General features: G+C 42.8%; 14 protein-coding genes and 1 pseudogene. 6 read left to right on the top strand and 9 right to left on the bottom strand.

Features of this window, described 5'->3' with window-relative positions:
- Positions 1-1,877 (top strand): hypothetical protein (locus V7K41_RS18970; RefSeq protein WP_334850594.1); only part of this gene is annotated, 1,877 nt, incomplete at its 5' end.
- A gap of 5 nt (positions 1,878-1,882) precedes the next feature.
- Here the strand turns inward: V7K41_RS18970 and V7K41_RS18965 are convergent.
- The 6 genes from V7K41_RS18965 to topA form a co-directional block, all read right to left on the bottom strand.
- Positions 1,883-2,164 (bottom strand): hypothetical protein, encoded by a 282-nt coding sequence (locus V7K41_RS18965; RefSeq protein ID WP_334850593.1) that lies wholly within the window; start codon positions 2,162-2,164, stop codon positions 1,883-1,885.
- Between the two features lie 98 nt (positions 2,165-2,262).
- Positions 2,263-4,971 carry an HD family phosphohydrolase gene (locus V7K41_RS18960; RefSeq protein WP_334850591.1) on the bottom strand — a complete coding sequence of 903 codons (2,709 nt, stop codon included), beginning with the start codon at positions 4,969-4,971 and terminating at the stop codon, positions 2,263-2,265.
- Between the two features lie 229 nt (positions 4,972-5,200).
- Complete coding sequence (locus tag V7K41_RS18955) at positions 5,201-6,145, bottom strand: ADP-ribosylglycohydrolase family protein (RefSeq protein ID WP_334850589.1); 945 nt, start codon at positions 6,143-6,145, stop codon at positions 5,201-5,203.
- Positions 6,146-6,260: 115 nt separating this feature from the next.
- Entirely contained in the window at positions 6,261-6,710 is a 450-nt protein-coding gene (aroQ, locus tag V7K41_RS18950) for a type II 3-dehydroquinate dehydratase (RefSeq protein ID WP_334850606.1), read from the bottom strand.
- A 22-nt stretch (positions 6,711-6,732) separates the two neighbouring features.
- The gene (locus V7K41_RS18945) at positions 6,733-6,873 is read right to left on the bottom strand and encodes a hypothetical protein (protein ID WP_012410890.1); all 141 of its coding nucleotides are present in this window, start codon (positions 6,871-6,873) and stop codon (positions 6,733-6,735) included.
- 435 nt (positions 6,874-7,308) lie between these two features.
- The gene (gene topA / locus V7K41_RS18940) at positions 7,309-9,960 is read right to left on the bottom strand and encodes a type I DNA topoisomerase (protein WP_334850587.1); all 2,652 of its coding nucleotides are present in this window, start codon (positions 9,958-9,960) and stop codon (positions 7,309-7,311) included.
- A 451-nt stretch (positions 9,961-10,411) separates the two neighbouring features.
- On the opposite strand from topA, the gene V7K41_RS18935 reads away from it, so the two are divergent.
- Both V7K41_RS18935 and V7K41_RS32935 read left to right on the top strand, forming a co-directional pair.
- Positions 10,412-10,804, top strand: coding sequence for a hypothetical protein (locus tag V7K41_RS18935; RefSeq protein WP_334850585.1), 393 nt, complete (start codon positions 10,412-10,414; stop codon positions 10,802-10,804).
- A pseudogene (locus V7K41_RS32935) lies at positions 10,791-11,818 on the top strand (DUF6745 domain-containing protein). The gene V7K41_RS18935 and the pseudogene V7K41_RS32935 overlap by 14 nt, the downstream one beginning before the upstream one ends.
- A gap of 32 nt (positions 11,819-11,850) precedes the next feature.
- Here the strand turns inward: V7K41_RS32935 and V7K41_RS18920 are convergent.
- Positions 11,851-12,540, bottom strand: coding sequence for a Uma2 family endonuclease (locus V7K41_RS18920; RefSeq protein ID WP_334850579.1), 690 nt, complete (start codon positions 12,538-12,540; stop codon positions 11,851-11,853).
- Between the two features lie 450 nt (positions 12,541-12,990).
- Between V7K41_RS18920 and bchB the strand changes: the two genes are divergently transcribed.
- A complete protein-coding gene (bchB, locus tag V7K41_RS18915; RefSeq protein ID WP_094350388.1) occupies positions 12,991-14,517 on the top strand; it encodes a ferredoxin:protochlorophyllide reductase (ATP-dependent) subunit B in 1,527 nt (508 codons plus the stop codon).
- Positions 14,518-14,584: 67 nt separating this feature from the next.
- Here bchB and V7K41_RS18910 read toward each other — a convergent pair whose 3' ends face one another.
- Together V7K41_RS18910 and V7K41_RS18905 are read right to left on the bottom strand one after the other, a co-directional pair.
- The gene (locus V7K41_RS18910; RefSeq protein ID WP_334850577.1) at positions 14,585-14,971 is read right to left on the bottom strand and encodes a type II toxin-antitoxin system VapC family toxin; all 387 of its coding nucleotides are present in this window, start codon (positions 14,969-14,971) and stop codon (positions 14,585-14,587) included.
- Positions 14,961-15,218: a hypothetical protein gene (locus tag V7K41_RS18905; RefSeq protein ID WP_334850575.1), complete on the bottom strand. Its 258-nt coding sequence runs from the start codon at positions 15,216-15,218 to the stop codon at positions 14,961-14,963. Before V7K41_RS18905 ends, V7K41_RS18910 begins: the two co-directional genes overlap by 11 nt.
- A gap of 1,066 nt (positions 15,219-16,284) precedes the next feature.
- On the opposite strand from V7K41_RS18905, the gene V7K41_RS18900 reads away from it, so the two are divergent.
- Both V7K41_RS18900 and V7K41_RS18895 read left to right on the top strand, forming a co-directional pair.
- On the top strand, positions 16,285-16,671 hold the full coding sequence (locus V7K41_RS18900; RefSeq protein ID WP_334850573.1) for a hypothetical protein: 387 nt from the start codon (positions 16,285-16,287) through the stop codon (positions 16,669-16,671).
- Between the two features lie 16 nt (positions 16,672-16,687).
- A complete protein-coding gene (locus V7K41_RS18895; RefSeq protein ID WP_334850571.1) occupies positions 16,688-17,044 on the top strand; it encodes a hypothetical protein in 357 nt (118 codons plus the stop codon).
- Positions 17,045-17,117: the final 73 nt, after the last annotated feature.

Below are 17,117 nucleotides of genomic sequence, written 5' to 3'. Positions count from 1 at the left end.
GTTTTGGTGACCAATTTAACCTCTCCAGCCTCAACGGTACAAATGGCTTTGCCATCAACGGCATCAATCCAGATGACCGTTCAGGCTACTCTGTTAGCAGTGCCGGAGACATCAACGGTGACGGTCTTGACGACCTGATTATCGGGGCACCCTTTGCCAACCCCAACGGCACTAGGTCAGGGCAAAGCTACGTGGTGTTTGGCAGCAAAGAAAGTTTTGGTGCCCAACTCAACCTCTCCACCCTCAACGGCACAAATGGCTTTGCCATCAATGGCATCAATCCAGATGACCGTTCAGGCTACTCTCTTGGCAGTGCCGGAGATATCAACGGTGACGGTATTGACGACCTAATTATCGGGGCACCCTTTGCCGACCCCAACGACATCAGCTCAGGGCAGAGCTACGTGGTGTTTGGCAACCGCGCCCCTGTTCTCGACCTCAACGGCAACTCACAGGGTATTGATTTTAGCACCACCTTTAGCGGCACTCCTGTCTCCATCCTTGATAGCAACTTCACCCTCAGCGACAACAACACTACCCTAGCTGGTGTTACTATCACCATTACCAATCTCTTAAATGGCGCTGCCGAAAGTCTCAATGCCACTGCCATCGGCAACATCACCGCTACCTACAACCCCACCACAGGCACTCTCACCCTTAGCGGCACGGATACCATTGCCAATTATCGACAAGTCCTCAGCAGCGTTACCTACAACAGTACAGCTACCACTGTTAACACTACAATTGAGTTTGTCGTCGATGATGGACAAGATTTGAGTAACACGAGTGCAGTGGCAACCACCACTTTGGGTTTTATCCAGAAATTCATCACGGGCACAAGTAGTGCAGATATCCTCATCGGCACACGCAACAACAATATCATCGAGGGCAAAGCTGGTAACGACAAGCTCACTGGTAACGGTGGTCGAGACAAATTCATCTTCTCAAGAGGCGATGGCATCGACACCATAACCGACTTTGGCGGCATAGGTATTGATTCAAATCCATCAGCGGCGGTAATTGCTGAAGTTGATACCTTGGATTTTACTAGATTAGGATTGACTGCGAAAAATCTGCAATTAAATCAAAATGGCAATAATCTAGAAGTCACTTTTGAAGATGTAAGCAATACCAAAGTCATTCTGGAAAACTTCAAATTAGAAAACTTGAATAATTTACCAGCATCTAATACCAGCCCAGCTATTGGCAATATCCTGTTTGATAACCAGAGGGGCATCGTTGACAGTTTTGATGTCTTCGATGCCAATTCCACTCAAACTAACTTGTTTAACAAGAACACCGTTACATTCCTCAATGACCTTAACAATAACATTACGGGTTTTATAGACTCCGACGATGTGATTAATGGTCAGGGAGGTGATGATATCATCGACGGCAAGAGTGGCAATGATTTCCTGCGGGGTGATACTGGTAATGATACCCTCATCGGTGGTGCTGGCAATGATACTCTGGTTGGCGGTGCTGGCAATGACGTACTTACAGGTGGTGAGGGTGTTGACAGATTCCTTTACAACACCGATGCTGCTTTTGACAGCACTGATGTTGGTCTAGATAGTATTAGTGGGTTCTACAGTGTATTTTTTGCAGCCACTACACAAAGTGACAAGATTGTACTAGATAAGACTACCTTTAATACAATTACTTCTGTTCCGGGAATAGGTTTTAGTAACAAGAGTGATTTTGAAATCACTTCTTCAGCGGGGACTAGCACGGCGAAAATTGTCTACGATCCTGTGAGTGGGCAGTTGTTCTACAACGAAAATGGCAGTACGGCTGGTTTCGGCAGCGGTGGTCTATTTGTGACTCTAACTGGTGCGCCAATTCTCAAGGCATCTGATTTTATTATCCAAGCGTAGTTGGCTTAGAACAGCAAACTTTGAGTTCCAAAAAGCAAACTTTGAGTTCGGAACATCAAATTTTGAGTTCTAAAGACCAAACTCCAAGCTTGGAACACCAAACTTCCAGTTCCAAACACCAAACTCCAAGCTTGGAACACCAAACTTCCAGTTCTAAACACCAAACTCCAAGTTTGGAACACCAAACTTCCAGTTTGGAACATCAAACTTCCAGTTCCAAACACCAAACTCCAAGTTTGGAACACCAAACTTCCAGTTCCAAACACCAAACTCCAAGTTTGGAACACTAAACTTATTGTGGTATAAGCTCAGAACATGGAATATGTTCTCGAAAAGAATGCTACAGAATAAGTTTGGCAACTTAGATTAAACCTAAGTTTCTTAATTACGAATTCCGCACCGCACTACTAGTCTTCAACTTAGGATAAGCAATGCGTTTGTGATGAAATTGCTGCCAAACATCCACAAATATCTGGGCAATTTGTGACATTTCTTCTCTTGTTAATCCTGAATCTACGAGTTGATTTTCTTGCCATTTGGCACGCAAAATATTATTGAGCATTGCTAAAGCTTGTTCAGTGGAGACATCTTTGAGCGATCGCTTCTCTCCCACAGATTTAGCCGATACTTGCAGCGATCGCAGTGCTGCTTCGCAAGAATCTGCTAACATGACAATTCCGGTTTCCCGTGATTGGGGAATTGGACCATCGTAGCGAAAATCTGCGTCGTCTAAAGTTAAACTCGGATCTGACTGAGCCATTTGCTGGGCTTGGTGATGGAAATAAGCAATCAGCATAGTTCCCTGATGTTCTGGAATAAAAGCTTGAATTGCCGTAGGTAAAAGGTGTTTACGCGCCATTACCAACCCTTCAGTTACGTGCTTTTTAATAATTTCTGCACTCTTCCAAGGATCTTTAATCTCAGTATCGTGTTTATTCGGCCCGCCCATTTGATTTTCAATAAAGCCAAGAGGGTCGTGCATTTTGCCAATATCGTGATATAGTGTTCCAGCCCTGACTAGTTCAACATTGCATCCTAATTCTTTGGCAGCAGCTTCAGCAAGAGTAGCCACAAGCAGCGTATGTTGAAAAGTTCCCGGAGTTTCAGTAGCAAGTCGTTTTAATAAAGGGCGGTTAGGATTCGCCAGTTCTGCTAGGCGAATTGGGGTAACTAAATCAAAAACTTTTTCTAGATAAGGACTCAACCCTAAAGCTATAACACTCCACCCTAAGCCGGATAAAGCAAATAACGCAGCTTCTCGGAGGACAATATACCAGGTTGAACCAAATACTTGACCAATTAAGATTTTAACAATCAGGTAAATGCCACCCTGAGTTAAGGCGATCGCAACGCCTAATAATGCCAACTCTTCACGCGATCGCAATCGTTGGGCAATGTAACTACCTAATATTCCTCCTCCTACACCAGCTAAAAGCGCAGCCTTGCTCATATCGAAGCTAATGCCTAATATCGGCCACAGCAGGCCGACAACTGTCAACCCCAAAGTCGGACCGTAAAAGCTTCCCAACAATAAACCAAGGGCGCTCCAGGTGGTATAAGGCAATCCGATCGTAATCACTCCTGGTACACTCAGAGTTAGCAATAACACCAACAGGCGATCGCGTTGTCGCAATTCGTAATCAATATGGCGTTCTACCCAGACAAAAATGCTAATAGCGATCGTAATAACGCCTGCTAACTTCACCAACTCCTGCCATTTTACCTCCCGGCGAATTAGGTGATAATATTCCAGCACCTCAAAGTTCCATGCAGTAATCTGCGCTCCTTTTCTGACAATCACCTCACCATGTCGTACCTTCACCATCGCACGTGGCACATCAGCCGCAGCCTTTTGAGCGTTTTGTCTGGTTTGTTCTTCATCTTCTTGCAGATTCGGCTTGAGTACAGCTAACAACAGGTTCTTTGCCAATGTTTCAGCGGATTCTGGTACAAAGGTCTGTAATTGTAAACTCACCGCATCTTGTAAGATGTTTTTTGGCAGTCCCTGTGGAATGCCTTGGGTGAGAATCCTCTCTATACTTTGATGGATTCCTATTTGTGTTTTTTCCCATTCCACATCTGATAAATCCAAAAGTAGAGATTCTTCATATACTGCTTCGGGGCTAACAGTCTCTAACTTTAAAAGTTTGGCAATGGCTTGGGTGTATCTTTGACGTGTTTGGGAAATTTCGGCAATTAGTAAGGACAAGCTTTTCTCAGAAGTTGTGAGGCGGTAAGATTCTAATTCTGCTACAGCTTGAGTAAAGTCAGTGTTTTGAAAAAAATCTACTGGCTCTGTCTTTTCTAGACTCTGGGTATCAGATTTGGATGTGATGCGCGGCTGGCGTTTTTGATTGGATGCAGCTATGGATGATGGACGGGATGAAGCGGCGGTTCCTTTCTTGTGCTGATTTTTACTCTTTTCTACAGCCGATAGCAATGCTTGCCATTCCAACTCAGGACAAGAACGGAGGTAACGTTGGGTAGAGATGGATAAAATTACAGGATCAAAAAAAGGAAAAGCCCCAGCAACAGCGCGAATTTCGTTGCCATCATCTAGAAGTTGTTGCAAATTTTCGTTGATTTTTTCGTTCATTCGCGCATCAAGCATCAACACTTGTAAAGAGCTTGTACTGACAGCTTTGCGCTCGGCTTCTGTTTTTTTCCGATCTTCGATGCTAGCTGTGTAAGGCGCTGTAATCGTTTGGGGCGCAGGATGTCCTACTTGGAGTTGAGTCTGATTGTATAATTTATACCCAATAATACCTGTGAGAGACACTACAGCGATCGCCAAAATCACCGAGAAACGCTGTTTATATGCCCAATTTAAAGCGGCTACATAAATGCTACTCTTAATTTTGACAGATTTTGCCTTTGACCTTAGCGCTCTTTCTTGTTTTCGGCGTTCGCTTTTCTCATTGGTTTTTGATAAAAACAGGAATACATTCTTGAGCATAGTCCTTAGAAGTTCCCTTCTATGGGTTTTACCTTTGGGACTTCTCATTAACTTTCCCTTACGGCGTAGTGTTTTGTACTGTCGCCGCCAGTGAGTCAATTGCTGGTTCAAGAACTGCAAAAATTTATGCATTTTCATTATCTCTACCTGCAATTGCCGACTTTGATAGTTCAAAAAAAGACAATCATCAGGAAAGCTCGATCTGCGGCGGCTGCAACTCGGTGGTGCGGCTTTTTTATTGCTGATTTGCCACAATAGCTAGCTACAGAATCAGTCTAAGGGTTTACTGAAAAATTCTAGTATATGAGACTAATACACTGTGGCGGAAGTTTGCCTACTTTTAACCCCTTATCTGGTTAATTTAAGATTAACGCGACCGAATAACGCGAGGAGCTGCGTAAACTGAAAGCAAAGCCACCTCACATCCCTCCTCAGCTAACTCTTTTGGGTTTAAGGTAAGATTATACACTCCTGACCACATTCCCACAAATGCATCGGTCAATTCTAACATTTGGGAAAAGCTAGTTAGTCCCCACACTGGAGAATTCCTCTGCAAGAGCAAGACTTGCCAATTTCTGGGAATTCCGCCTGTCCCGTTATATGCTCCCGACAAAGCACCAGTAATTGCACCTGTAGCCTGTGAGCTTACAAACGTAGCATCTTGCACTTGAGAATTGTCATTGTGAGTAGCTTGTAAAAGTGTCAGGCGAAAGTCTTCTAAGGTACTCAAAAAGCAGTAAAATGCCATAGCAATCGTGTTACTGAGTTTTTCTTCTTTAGCAAACTCAGCTTGCGTCGTTGATAATCCAGCCCCTTGCTCTAATAAATTCTGGACTTTTAATAATTTTTTTGGTATTGATGTCGGTGTTTCTCCGATAAAAGAAATTGTTTGTGGGATAAGAGTTAGAGGGTCGAGTTTTTCAGTTAAGGCAAGAGCGATCGCATATCCTACTGCTAGCGTTCCATCCCTGATTACTGGGTCATCCTCCCAGATTTTCAGCACACGCAGCAAGTTTTGTCGGAGCTTAATCGGATTTTCGTGAAAAAAAAGTGCTACTGGTAATGTGGCAATAATTATTTTTATCGAGATGTCATCAGTTGCTACTAAATGAGGAGATTCTTCTTGCTGACGCTCTATCCAATCATCTAAATCTAATCTACCCAACGCAATCAAACTCTGGATACCCAGAATCGCCATTCTGCCTAAATCTGGGTAACTCTCAAACTGTACTTTACCACCAGAGACTAAACTTTCTCCCAGGAATGCTCCGAGTAAAGTTCCTTTAAACCGACTTATAGGAGAGTAACGCATAAATTATGTAGTTAAAAGTCAAGAGTAAGGAGTTAATGAAATATTACTAATTCCTAACTTTACTACCAACTACCAATTTATAACTCTTGTACAGACGCGATTAATCGCGTCTCTCCTAACTCTTAATTCTCAAATGATTCACCAAAGCCTGTAAGCCCAATAAATAACTTTGAACGCCAAAACCACTTATTTGCCCGATCGCAGCTGGGGCGATGTACGAATGATGACGAAAATCTTCCCGGCGGTAAATGTTACTCAGATGTACTTCCACTGTGGGCAAATTAACAGCAGTGATCGCATCTCGCAATGCCACGCTTGTGTGAGTATAAGCTCCTGCATTAATCACAATTCCCTGATGTTGCCCCAAAGCGCCATGAATAGCATCTACCAAAATTCCTTCATGATTTGACTGCAAAGGAAAAACTTTCGCCTGTAATTTGAATGCTTCTTCTTCTAACAGGCGGTTAATTTCAGCTAGAGTCAACGAACCATAAATTCCTGGTTCTCGCTGTCCTAGCAAATTTAAGTTTGGCCCGTGCAGTGCCAGAATACTTAAGGGTTGCAACGTCGAATTTACCACTTTGGGGTTAGTGGCGACGGCGCGAGCGATCGTTCACAGGAATCGGAATCAGTTCCGGTTCCGGTTCAGCCTCTGGCCCTAATAGGCTTTCGATTAGCCTACGAGCTAATTCCTTAAGCTTTTCCAGCACCTTTTCTATATAGTCCATGAACTGACCGCTCCTGAGATACTACCTCAATTTTTGATTAACAGGTACGCAGAAAATGATATACTTTCGCACCTCTGGCTTCCAATCGGGCTGATATACAATCCCGTATTTGGGAAATAAGCCACTTCTAAAATTTAGTGTTGTGTTTTCCCTTACTTTTTAGAGTATCACACTTGAACCTACCGAACTGTATCCTATCAAGGATGGATATCAAGGGTCAAGAGTTAAATATCGGACTTTAGATAGACTATTGAGTAGGAATTTTAGATTTTAGATTTTGGATTAAGAGAATTTTAGGGTTCATACCTCGCCCATTATGGGCGAAATAAATCTAAAATCTCAAAGACGCTCCTTCTCCCAAGGGGAGACGCTTACGCGAATGTCGCTAACGCTACGCTATCGTAAATCTAAAATCCAAAATTGTTTGACTTGCCACTAGCCTTCTGTGCCCTTTTTCTTTGCAGCGGTTGTTGATGATTTAGCTGTTGACTTAGATTTGGAAGTCGTTGATTTACTCGTTTTGCGAGTCGATTTCCCGGTCGATGTCTTAGCTGCCAACAAGTTCAGCGCCGCCGCCAGGGTTACATCTTCTACCGTTTGACCTTCTGGGATACTGACATTAGTTTTGCCATGCTTGATGTAAGGGCCATAGGGCCCATCGTAGATGTTAATTGTTTCCCCGTCCTCTGGATGCGTACCCAATTCGCGTAAGGCTGCTTTGGACTTGCTGTTGGTGGAACTGCGTCCCTTTTTTGGTTCGGATAACAATTCCAATGCACGTTCTAAGCTAATTGTCAACACATTGTCAGCAGCTTTTAGAGAGCGGTAGTCTTTCCCCTCCTTACCCTGGTCATGAACCACATAAGGGCCAAAGCGTCCCAAACTTGCTTGGATTTTGCCGCCAGTAACTGGATGAACCCCTAACGTCCGGGGTAGTGCCAACAGACCAACAGCCATTTCCAGGGTAACGGTTTCTGGGGTGACACCTTTGAGTAGGGAGGCTTGTTTCGGTTTGGGGTTTTCGTCGGTTTTGTCACCCAATTGGACATAAGGCCCGTAAGCACCAATTTTCACATAAATTGGTTCGCCAGTTTCGGGATGGCGACCTACTTGGTCGGGGCCAGTGGTCTTTTGCCGCAGCAATACTTCTACCTGTTTGGGGTCGAGGTCAGCTGGCGTCAGGTCTTTGGGAATTGAGGCGGTGATAACTCCCTCACCATTTTCGACTTCAATGTAGGGGCCATATTTCCCAATGCGGACTTTGGCATCTAGATTTTCCAGTTCTACAGTCCTAGCTTTGGTGGCATCAATTTGACTTTCCTGCTCTTTTACCAGCGTTTCCAGCCCTTTTTCTCCTAGATAGAATTGCTGCAAGTAGGGTAGCCATTTCGCTTCACCTGTGGCAATGTCATCAAGGGTTTGCTCCATCTTCGAGGTGAAACTGGGATCAACAACGTCCGGGAAATGTTTCTCCAGCAAGTCGGTGACGGCAAAAGCGGTGAAAGTGGGAATGAGAGCGTTAGTCACCAAATGGGCATAACCCTTGTCGATGATTGTGCCAATGATGCTGGCGTAGGTACTGGGACGACCGATACCTTCGCTTTCTAAGGTTTTCACCAAAGAAGCTTCGGTGTATCTAGCTGGTGGTTGAGTTTCGTGCCCAACGGCTTCTAGCTCTGTACAATTTGGACGATCTCCCACTTTCAGATTCGGCAAAATTACTTCCTGGTCTTCCAGTGCTGCTTCTGGGTCGTCTGAACCTTCAACGTATGCACGTAAGTATCCCGGAAAGTCAATCCGTTTGCCAGAAGAACGGAATCCAGCGTCCTCAACTTGCAATTGCACAGTAATTTGAGTTTGGCGGGAATCAGCCATTTGACAGGCGACAGTCCGCTTCCAAATCAAATCGTAGACAGCAAGTTCCCGACCACCCAAACCAGTTTCTTGGGGAGTACGGAAGCTGCTACCTGCTGGACGAATTGCTTCGTGCGCCTCTTGTGCGCCTTTGGATTTGGTGGTGTATTGCCGGGGTTGCAGACTGAGGTATTGTTGACCGTAAAGCTTTTCTACACAACTCCGAGCAGCTGCGATCGCTTGATCTGACAAATGCACCGAATCTGTCCGCATATAGGTAATATACCCCTGCTCGTACAAATTCTGGGCAACCCGCATCGTGTCACGGGCTGAGAGGCGCAGTTTCCGGTTAGATTCTTGTTGCAACGTCGAGGTGGTGAACGGTGGCGACGGTTTGCGCGTCACTGGACGTTCCTCGATATCAGTAACACTCCAAGTTTTACCAGTTAGGCGTTCTTTGAGCGCTACCGCTTGGTCTTCGTTGAGCAACAAGACATTGCGACCTGCGGTAATTTGTCCGGTGGCGGCGTCAAAATCACTACCATTAGCGATTTTGGTTCCTCCCAATGTTACCAATTGGGCGCCAAAGGGGGTTTTTTCCTTGGACAAACTAGCTTTCAAATCCCAGTACGTACCCTCATGGAAGGCGCGGCGTTGGCGTTCCCTAGTGACTAAAAGTCGCACAGCTACAGATTGCACTCGCCCAGCAGATAATCCCCAGGCGATTTTTTTCCATAGCAGGGGAGACAGGGTATAGCCCACAAGTCGATCTAAAATCCGCCGGGTTTCTTGAGCACGAACCAACTGCTCATCAATATTGCGGCAGTTTTTCAGAGCTTTTTTGATCGCCTCTTGAGTAATTTCGTGAAACACCATCCGCTTAGTCGGAACTTTTGGCTTCAGCAATTGGTATAAATGCCAACTAATGCTTTCACCTTCCCGGTCTTCGTCCGTTGCCAGAATCAGTTCATCTACATCTTTGAGGGCATCTTTAAGCTGGGTGACAATTTTCTTTTTGTCTTTCGGGACAACATATACCGGTTCAAAGTCGGCGTCCACATTTACCCCTAGCTGCGCCCATGATTCCCCTTTGACGGCAGCGGGAATTTCACTAGCCGACTGGGGTAGGTCACGCACATGACCCATAGACGCCTCCACCCGATAGCCTGATGGCAGGTAGTTGCGAATGGTACGAGCTTTGGTTGGAGATTCGACGATGACGAGAGTTGACATGGAAATTTCAATAAAAAGAAGAGCTACTAAGCTAAACAGTCAAATTGAGGTAACTTTTGGAAATTGTCAAGATAAAAGGTCACGCTTAGGGCGGTGATTTAATCCTCACATAAACTGCCTGCTTGGGAGAAAATCTGCTGAACTTAATGCCCAGTCTGTCCCAGAGGATAAATGAGGGTACGCTGGGTCTGAATTTCCAGCTATTTCAATCTTTAACTTATCTAACGCATAATTGGCGACTACAGTTTTTAAAATATCTTTCTTGGGGAATGGGGCATTGGGCATGGAGCATTGGGCATGGAGGGATGAGGGAGATAAGGCAATGCTGCTTGGTTAAGCATTTTCAACCCCGAATTGGGTTCGAGGAAAAGGGTTTTTCCCCTTATTCCCCTTAATCGACAAGTATTGGGAGATAAGGTAGAAATAAGCAATTCCTAATGCCCCATGCCCAATGCCCAATTCCCACTTTCATATAGCTTGTGCCAAAATTAAACCAAACTTGAGAGCAAAAGCGAAGTGGGATTTGTACCCATATCAGGAAAGCAAAACCATGCAACCGATTCGTCAGGGTGATGTAATTTTACTGCCTGTGCATAAAATTGAAGAACAAAAAATACCTCACTTAACTTTGGCAGTAGGCGAAGTTACGGGGCATAAACATCACCTTACTGAGGGCAGCGTAGAATTATACGAAAAAGATAGCACACTTTATTTGCGTGTCTTTTCAGAGTCGGCATTGCTTGCCCATGAGGAGCATAAAGCTATTTCTATTCCCCAAGGTGATTGGATGGTGAAAATTCAGCGAGAATACGAGCCTGAAGGTTGGCGTTATGTCGCTGATTGAAAATTTAACGCCAGAGCAAGAGACTTTGATTCCAGTTTATCGGGATAAGTGGAGAGCGATCGCGCTTTCGACTGAGCGGATTGATCGTCAAAAAGCGGCGGAAGCTGTGAGGGTTGCTTATGCAGCGATTGGCAAGAAAGAGCCTGAGATTATTTTTTGTGATAGTTCTTATGCTGGCTTACAAATTTTGATTCAGAAGCAATTGGAGTTAGACATAAACAAAGAGTTAATTAACTTTCTTTTTTCAACTTTGACAAATAAAAACAACGAAATTTTAGATCGCCTAGATACACAACTCATAAACACCCTGCGTCTCTTACGAGCAGATTTCATCACACTGGATTATGTATTAATAGACGAATTAAAATTTAAAACTCAACTCAAAAACATCTTCATAGCCCTTGGTTAAAATCACAATGGTTAGCCAGTAATTGTTGTTGGGTAAATTTTTATGTGTCGGTCTTAAATTGTTCTTACAATCAAATCAGATGGCAAGTTTTGCAGTCTTTAGCGAAGTTTTGTGGCTGGATTTTATTTTATGAAAACATTTGCATTATATGCGATCGCCCCCTTCACATGCGCTTCGACAACCAAAATCGCCTCCACGCTGAAGGCCAACCCGCCATCGAATTTACCGATAGATTTAGCCTCTATTCCTACCACGGTGTAACCTTGCCTGAAAAATACGGTAAAGTCCACCCGCAACACTGGCAATCTCAATGGCTTTTAATAGAGCATAATTCCGAACTACGTCGAGTGTTAATTCAAGGTATTGGTTACGGCAGAATTTGCGAAGAATTGCAAGCTATTGAATTAGATACTTGGACTGAATACACACTATTAAAAATTGATGCTGATGTTGATGAAGAACCGATTTATTTATTAAAAATGACTTGCCCTAGCACAGGGTTTATTCACGCCTTGAGAGTTCCACCTAATATGAACTCAGCGCGTGAAGCGATTCGCTGGGTTAATTGGGGAGTAGATCCAGAGGAATTTAGTGTGCAAACTTAATTGCTTAAGAAACTTTCCCCATTTACAACGGGTTAATCACTACCCAATTTCTTAATAAAATCTCCATGTTCCGCAAACTGCAAACCTGCTTGTAAAACCTTCAACACACCTTGCATATTACCTGCTAATAACTCCGTCACTGCTAACCACAACCCTGGAAATACGCGACTTCGCAAAATGCCTTCATTGTCAGGTACTAATTCTAGATATTCACCCTGTTCAAGAGAAAACCAAGTCAATTTTTGGTCTAAAACTTGCCAAACAATATGTTCTTTGACACCGTTGCGACGATAAGCCTGTTTTTTGCCATGAAGATCGATAGCCGCACTACTAGCAGCAATTTCCACAACTAACTCTGGCGCACCTTCAATATAATCATCTTCACTCAGCCGCGTTTGACCACCTGCTTCCGGTTCAATCAACAGAACAGCATCGGGTTGAGGTTCGTTATCTAAGTCTAAGCGGACGGTAGGTTCAACTCCCAACGCTACACCAGAAGTCGCAGCTTCGTAAGTACCAAGCCATGCCAAAATCCAACCATGCGGTTGACCGTGACTTCGGAAACGCAAAGCAGCAGGCATAATATAGACAATTCCTTCGATTAATTCAGCTTTTTTCACGTTAGGGGTGGCATTATAGCGACGCTCAAATTCGTAGCGCGTAAGTTTGTCGCCATTTTCCAAAGGAGGAATTGTCCAAAGCTGGGAGGGGGTTTTCACCATAATTGTTGTGAAAATGAGCTTGTGTACATCCTAGCGAATTAGGTAAAAACGCAACTGACTAGGGAATGAGAGATTAATAAACAAATTTACCGGAACATTAAGATTTTTTTACAAAATCACCAGCAATATTGTTTAAATTGATAGCTGTATCCCAAGCAGTAAATAGGTTTCAGCTATAGCGCCTCCCATAAAACCCGCAACAAACCTTATTTTTTTTCAGCCAGCAGGTTTGAGAAAATCAGAAACGATTTAATAATCAAGTACTTATAAGTAGATGGGCTGAATTCAAAGATAATACCTCTCTCCAAACCTCTCCCCTTCCCTGCTAAGGGCACGCTGGGTGATGCCTACGGCGGTAAACTACGCACCGAAGGGGTTGGTGGTAAGCTCTATCTTATATTTTTTACGCCCACTTACTTAGTTATTTGAGTTTAAAAGGGAGACACAAACATGAAATTGGCTTACTGGATGTATGCTGGCCCAGCCCACATCGGCACTCTGCGAATCGCTAGCTCTTTTAAAAATGTTCATGCGATTATGCACGCCCCCATTGGCGATGACTACTTTAACGTCATGCGCTCCATGCTATCGCGGGAGAGGGATTTTACCCCGGTGACAACCAGTGTCGTCGATCGCAACGTTTTAGCACGCGGCTCCCAAGAGAAGGTGGTAGATAACATCGTCCGCAAGGATGCCGAGGAACACCCAGATTTGATTGTGTTAACTCCCACCTGCACCTCTAGCATTTTGCAAGAGGATCTGCACAACTTTGTTGAACGGGCGCAGTTGGAAGCCAAAGGTGATGTCATGCTGGCGGATGTGAACCACTACCGCTACAACGAACTGCAAGCCGCCGATCGCACTCTCGATCAAATTGTCCAATATTACATCGAAAAAGCCCGGAAGCGGGGCGAATTGGCAGAGGGCAAAACAGCAAAGCCTTCGGTTAACATTATCGGTACTACCACCCTTGGTTTTCACAATAATCACGACTGTACCGAACTCAAACGACTGATGGCTGACTTGGGAATTGAGGTAAATACCTTAATTCCCGAAGGTGCTTCCGTGAACGACTTGAAAAAGATGTCTCAAGCCTGGTTTAACTTAGTGCCTTACCGCGAACTAGGTTTGACCACAGCCCGTTACCTGGAAGAACAATTTGGCACACCTTATATAGACATTACTCCAATGGGTGTAGTGGAAACTGCCCGTTGTATTCGCAAGATTCAGCAGGTAATTAACGCTCAAGGTGCAGAAGTTGACTACGAAAACTTCATCAATGAGCAAACCCTGTATGTATCTCAGGCTGCTTGGTTCTCCCGTTCGATTGACTGTCAAAACTTGACTGGCAAAAAAGCTGTAGTCTTTGGTGACAATACCCACGCCGCCGCCATTACCAAGATTCTGGCGCGAGAAATGGGGATTCATGTTGTTTGGGCTGGAACCTACTGTAAATATGATGCAGACTGGTTCCGCGAACAGGTTAGCGAGTATTGCGATGAAGTGCTAATTTCCGAAGATCATGGTGCAATTGGGGATGCGATCGCTCGTGTCGAACCCTCTGCCATTTTTGGTACTCAAATGGAACGCCATGTTGGTAAGCGCTTGGATATTCCTTGCGGCGTAATTGCTGCACCAATCCACGTCCAAAACTTCCCCATTGGTTACAAACCATTTATGGGTTACGAAGGCACGAATCAGATTACAGATTTGATCTACAATTCCTTCACTTTGGGAATGGAAGATCACCTATTAGAAATCTTTGGCGGTCATGATACCAAAGAAGTTATTACTAGAGGAATTTCTGCTGATTCTGATTTGAATTGGACAAAAGATGGTCAAGCAGAATTGAATAAGATTCCTGGATTTGTTCGTGGAAAAGTGAAGCGTAATACTGAGAAATTTGCCCGCGATCGCGGTTTCAAAGAAATCAATGCTGAAGTGTTGTACGCCGCGAAGGAAGCTGTCGGGGCGTAGCTTAACAGTTTAGCGATTTTTATTTAATAATAAAGGGCATATCTTAATGAATGCCTTTTATTATTACTTATTCTGACTTCAGCAAACGAATAAAGCCAGCTTGTTCAAAGTGGCGATCTGTGGTTAATGCCTCTTTAATGCCAAGCTGTTGCATGACTATAAAAGAAGTGCTATCCACCAAAGACCAAGCTTTATCTTCTCTAGTTTTGAGTAGTTCCCAAGCTGCTGAATCTATTGTTGGTTCAATATAAATCAAATTTATATAAGGAGCAGTTCTGACAGCTTCTACGTATTTAAATAACTGCGGACGAGGTACGCGTAAAGGGCTATTTAGCAAAGACACCAGTTCAATAACAACATAATTAGTTGTTACCATTGCTTGTTCGTGGTAAGACTCAGTTGCAATAAATAAATTAGCCCACCCCGATGTATCTATAAAGACTTTATTCGTCAATTTTTAACTCCTGCTGCAAAGTTTGCTGGAGATATTGATCGTGGTTTTCTCCTACATCAGAATTATCAAATTTCAATGTACCTAGTAAAGATAGAATTGGATCGAGTTCGGAGATATTTTCCTGTTTAGCTGATTGAGATAATGATTGCAGAATTAAATCTTCTAAAGATAGATTCAGTTTTTCTGCCTGTGCAGTTAATTTACTTTCTAAGTCATCTGACAACTGTATTGTTAATGTTTTAGCCATTTAATTTACCAGTTACGAATGATAAAATGAACATTCTAAGTGAGTATTTAACTAAGATGTTCATAATCCCATTATATGCCCAAATAGCAAGTAGAGGACAGTGGTTATCTAGCTTGAAAATAATCGCAAATATTTGTAAAACGTAAATCATAAATTTTACATGCTATTCATTAATAATTTCAGTTAATAGAATATAAATCTATTGCAGCACCAATAAATTTGTCTGCGATCGCGGTTTCAAAGAAATCAACGCTGAGGTACTTTATGCCGCTAAGGAAGCAGTCGGGGCTTAATGATAATTTAGTTATCAGCTATAAAACTGATAGCTAGAATTCCATAGAAGAGTGTTTATTTGAAAAAACACTCTTCTGCTTATTAGGAAATAAATTTTACTGAACAAACTAATTTATTAAAAATGAGGTATTTATGAGCAGCAATCAATTACCTAGCAGTCCTAACGGAAATAGACTATACACCAGATTAATTACGACTCTAAAGATACTTCAGTTTGTCGGCTTTTTTATTGTAGTCATTTTTTTTATTGTAATATTTTCATTTTTTGGTCAATTTGTAAGTTTTAGTACATTTAATCTATTTTTTTTCTTACCTTATATTTCTATAATTATTACATGTATTATTATATATATTCTGACAGCAGCTTTAATAGCAATTATTGACCTTTTAAGCAGGATAGAAAAAAATACCAGGTCTTAACAATAACTGAGGACTAATTATACATTGAAAGGGTTTTGTTGAGGAAAACGTGCTGTTACAAGCTCTCCAAACTATAAAGAGCGAATAGAATATAAATCTATTAGAGCATCAATAAATTTGCCTGCGATCGCGGTTTCAAGGAAATCAATGCTGAGGTATTGTACGCCGCCAAAGAAGCAGTCGGGGCTTAAGCTAGCAGTTAGTCGAAAAGATTGAGGGGTAAGGAGTTATGTATACTCTTTACCCCCATTTTTTTGCTTTAGTGAGAAAAATTAAATTATGAGATATCATAGATTTAATATTAATTTTTATATATTTCTCTCAATAACTATTTAAAATAACTAAATTAAATATGAACGATGACAAAGCGGCATTGTTTGCGGCACTGTGTGAGGCTGGTATTAAGCACAGTCCAGAAAAGGTTGTGTGGATTGCCAAGCAAGCTGATGGCAAAATCGTATTTTTAGAAGAGGGCATAGCTGGTAGAAGAGGTAGCGGATTATCACACATCTTAAAGGAACATCAAGATGATTTTGCCAGACGCGGAATTTCTCAGAATGAAATCTCTGATGCTGTTATGGCTGCTGTGACAAGAGGAAAGTTTCTTGGTTATCAAGGAACGATAGAACCTCGCCGGGAAATCTATGAAGTAATTTTTAATGGACAAACACAATACATAGCAGTGACGATAAGTGATAATGGTTATATAGTCGGAGCAAATCCCGCCTCGTTACCATAATTCTACCTAAATAGCTATGGCAGTAAAGATAAAACTAATGGCTGATTATGGGTGCGATCCTTTATGGTGGGCAGATGCTGATAAAGTTGGTAATATCGATCCAGCAAGACTCCCCCTCAGTCAAGAAACCATTAGCCATTTGAGAAAATGGGCATCTGCTTACAATGAAACATTAAATTGGCAAGATCCTGCTAACTCACCAGATTTGAGTGCAGAAGCTGAAGCGGCTTTTGAAGAACAAGGAATTAGTCTATGGAAGCAACTGCAAACAGAACTCGCGCCTAATTATCAAGTAGTTTATTTCAGTGAGCTATTAGGCAAGGTTCTAACTCATCCTAGTGAATTAGAAGTTTTGCATCCTATTCAACAATGATTTCATTTAACATAATATATAGCAGTCCTAAATCATTTGTGAAAATAAATTAACCGCAGAGGCGCAGAGAACG

The organism is Nostoc sp. (assembly GCF_036917415.1).
Lineage (GTDB): Bacteria > Cyanobacteriota > Cyanobacteriia > Cyanobacteriales > Nostocaceae > Nostoc.
Note: the sequence above shows the minus strand (reverse complement) of the source record. Positions and strands in the feature narration are given on the sequence as shown.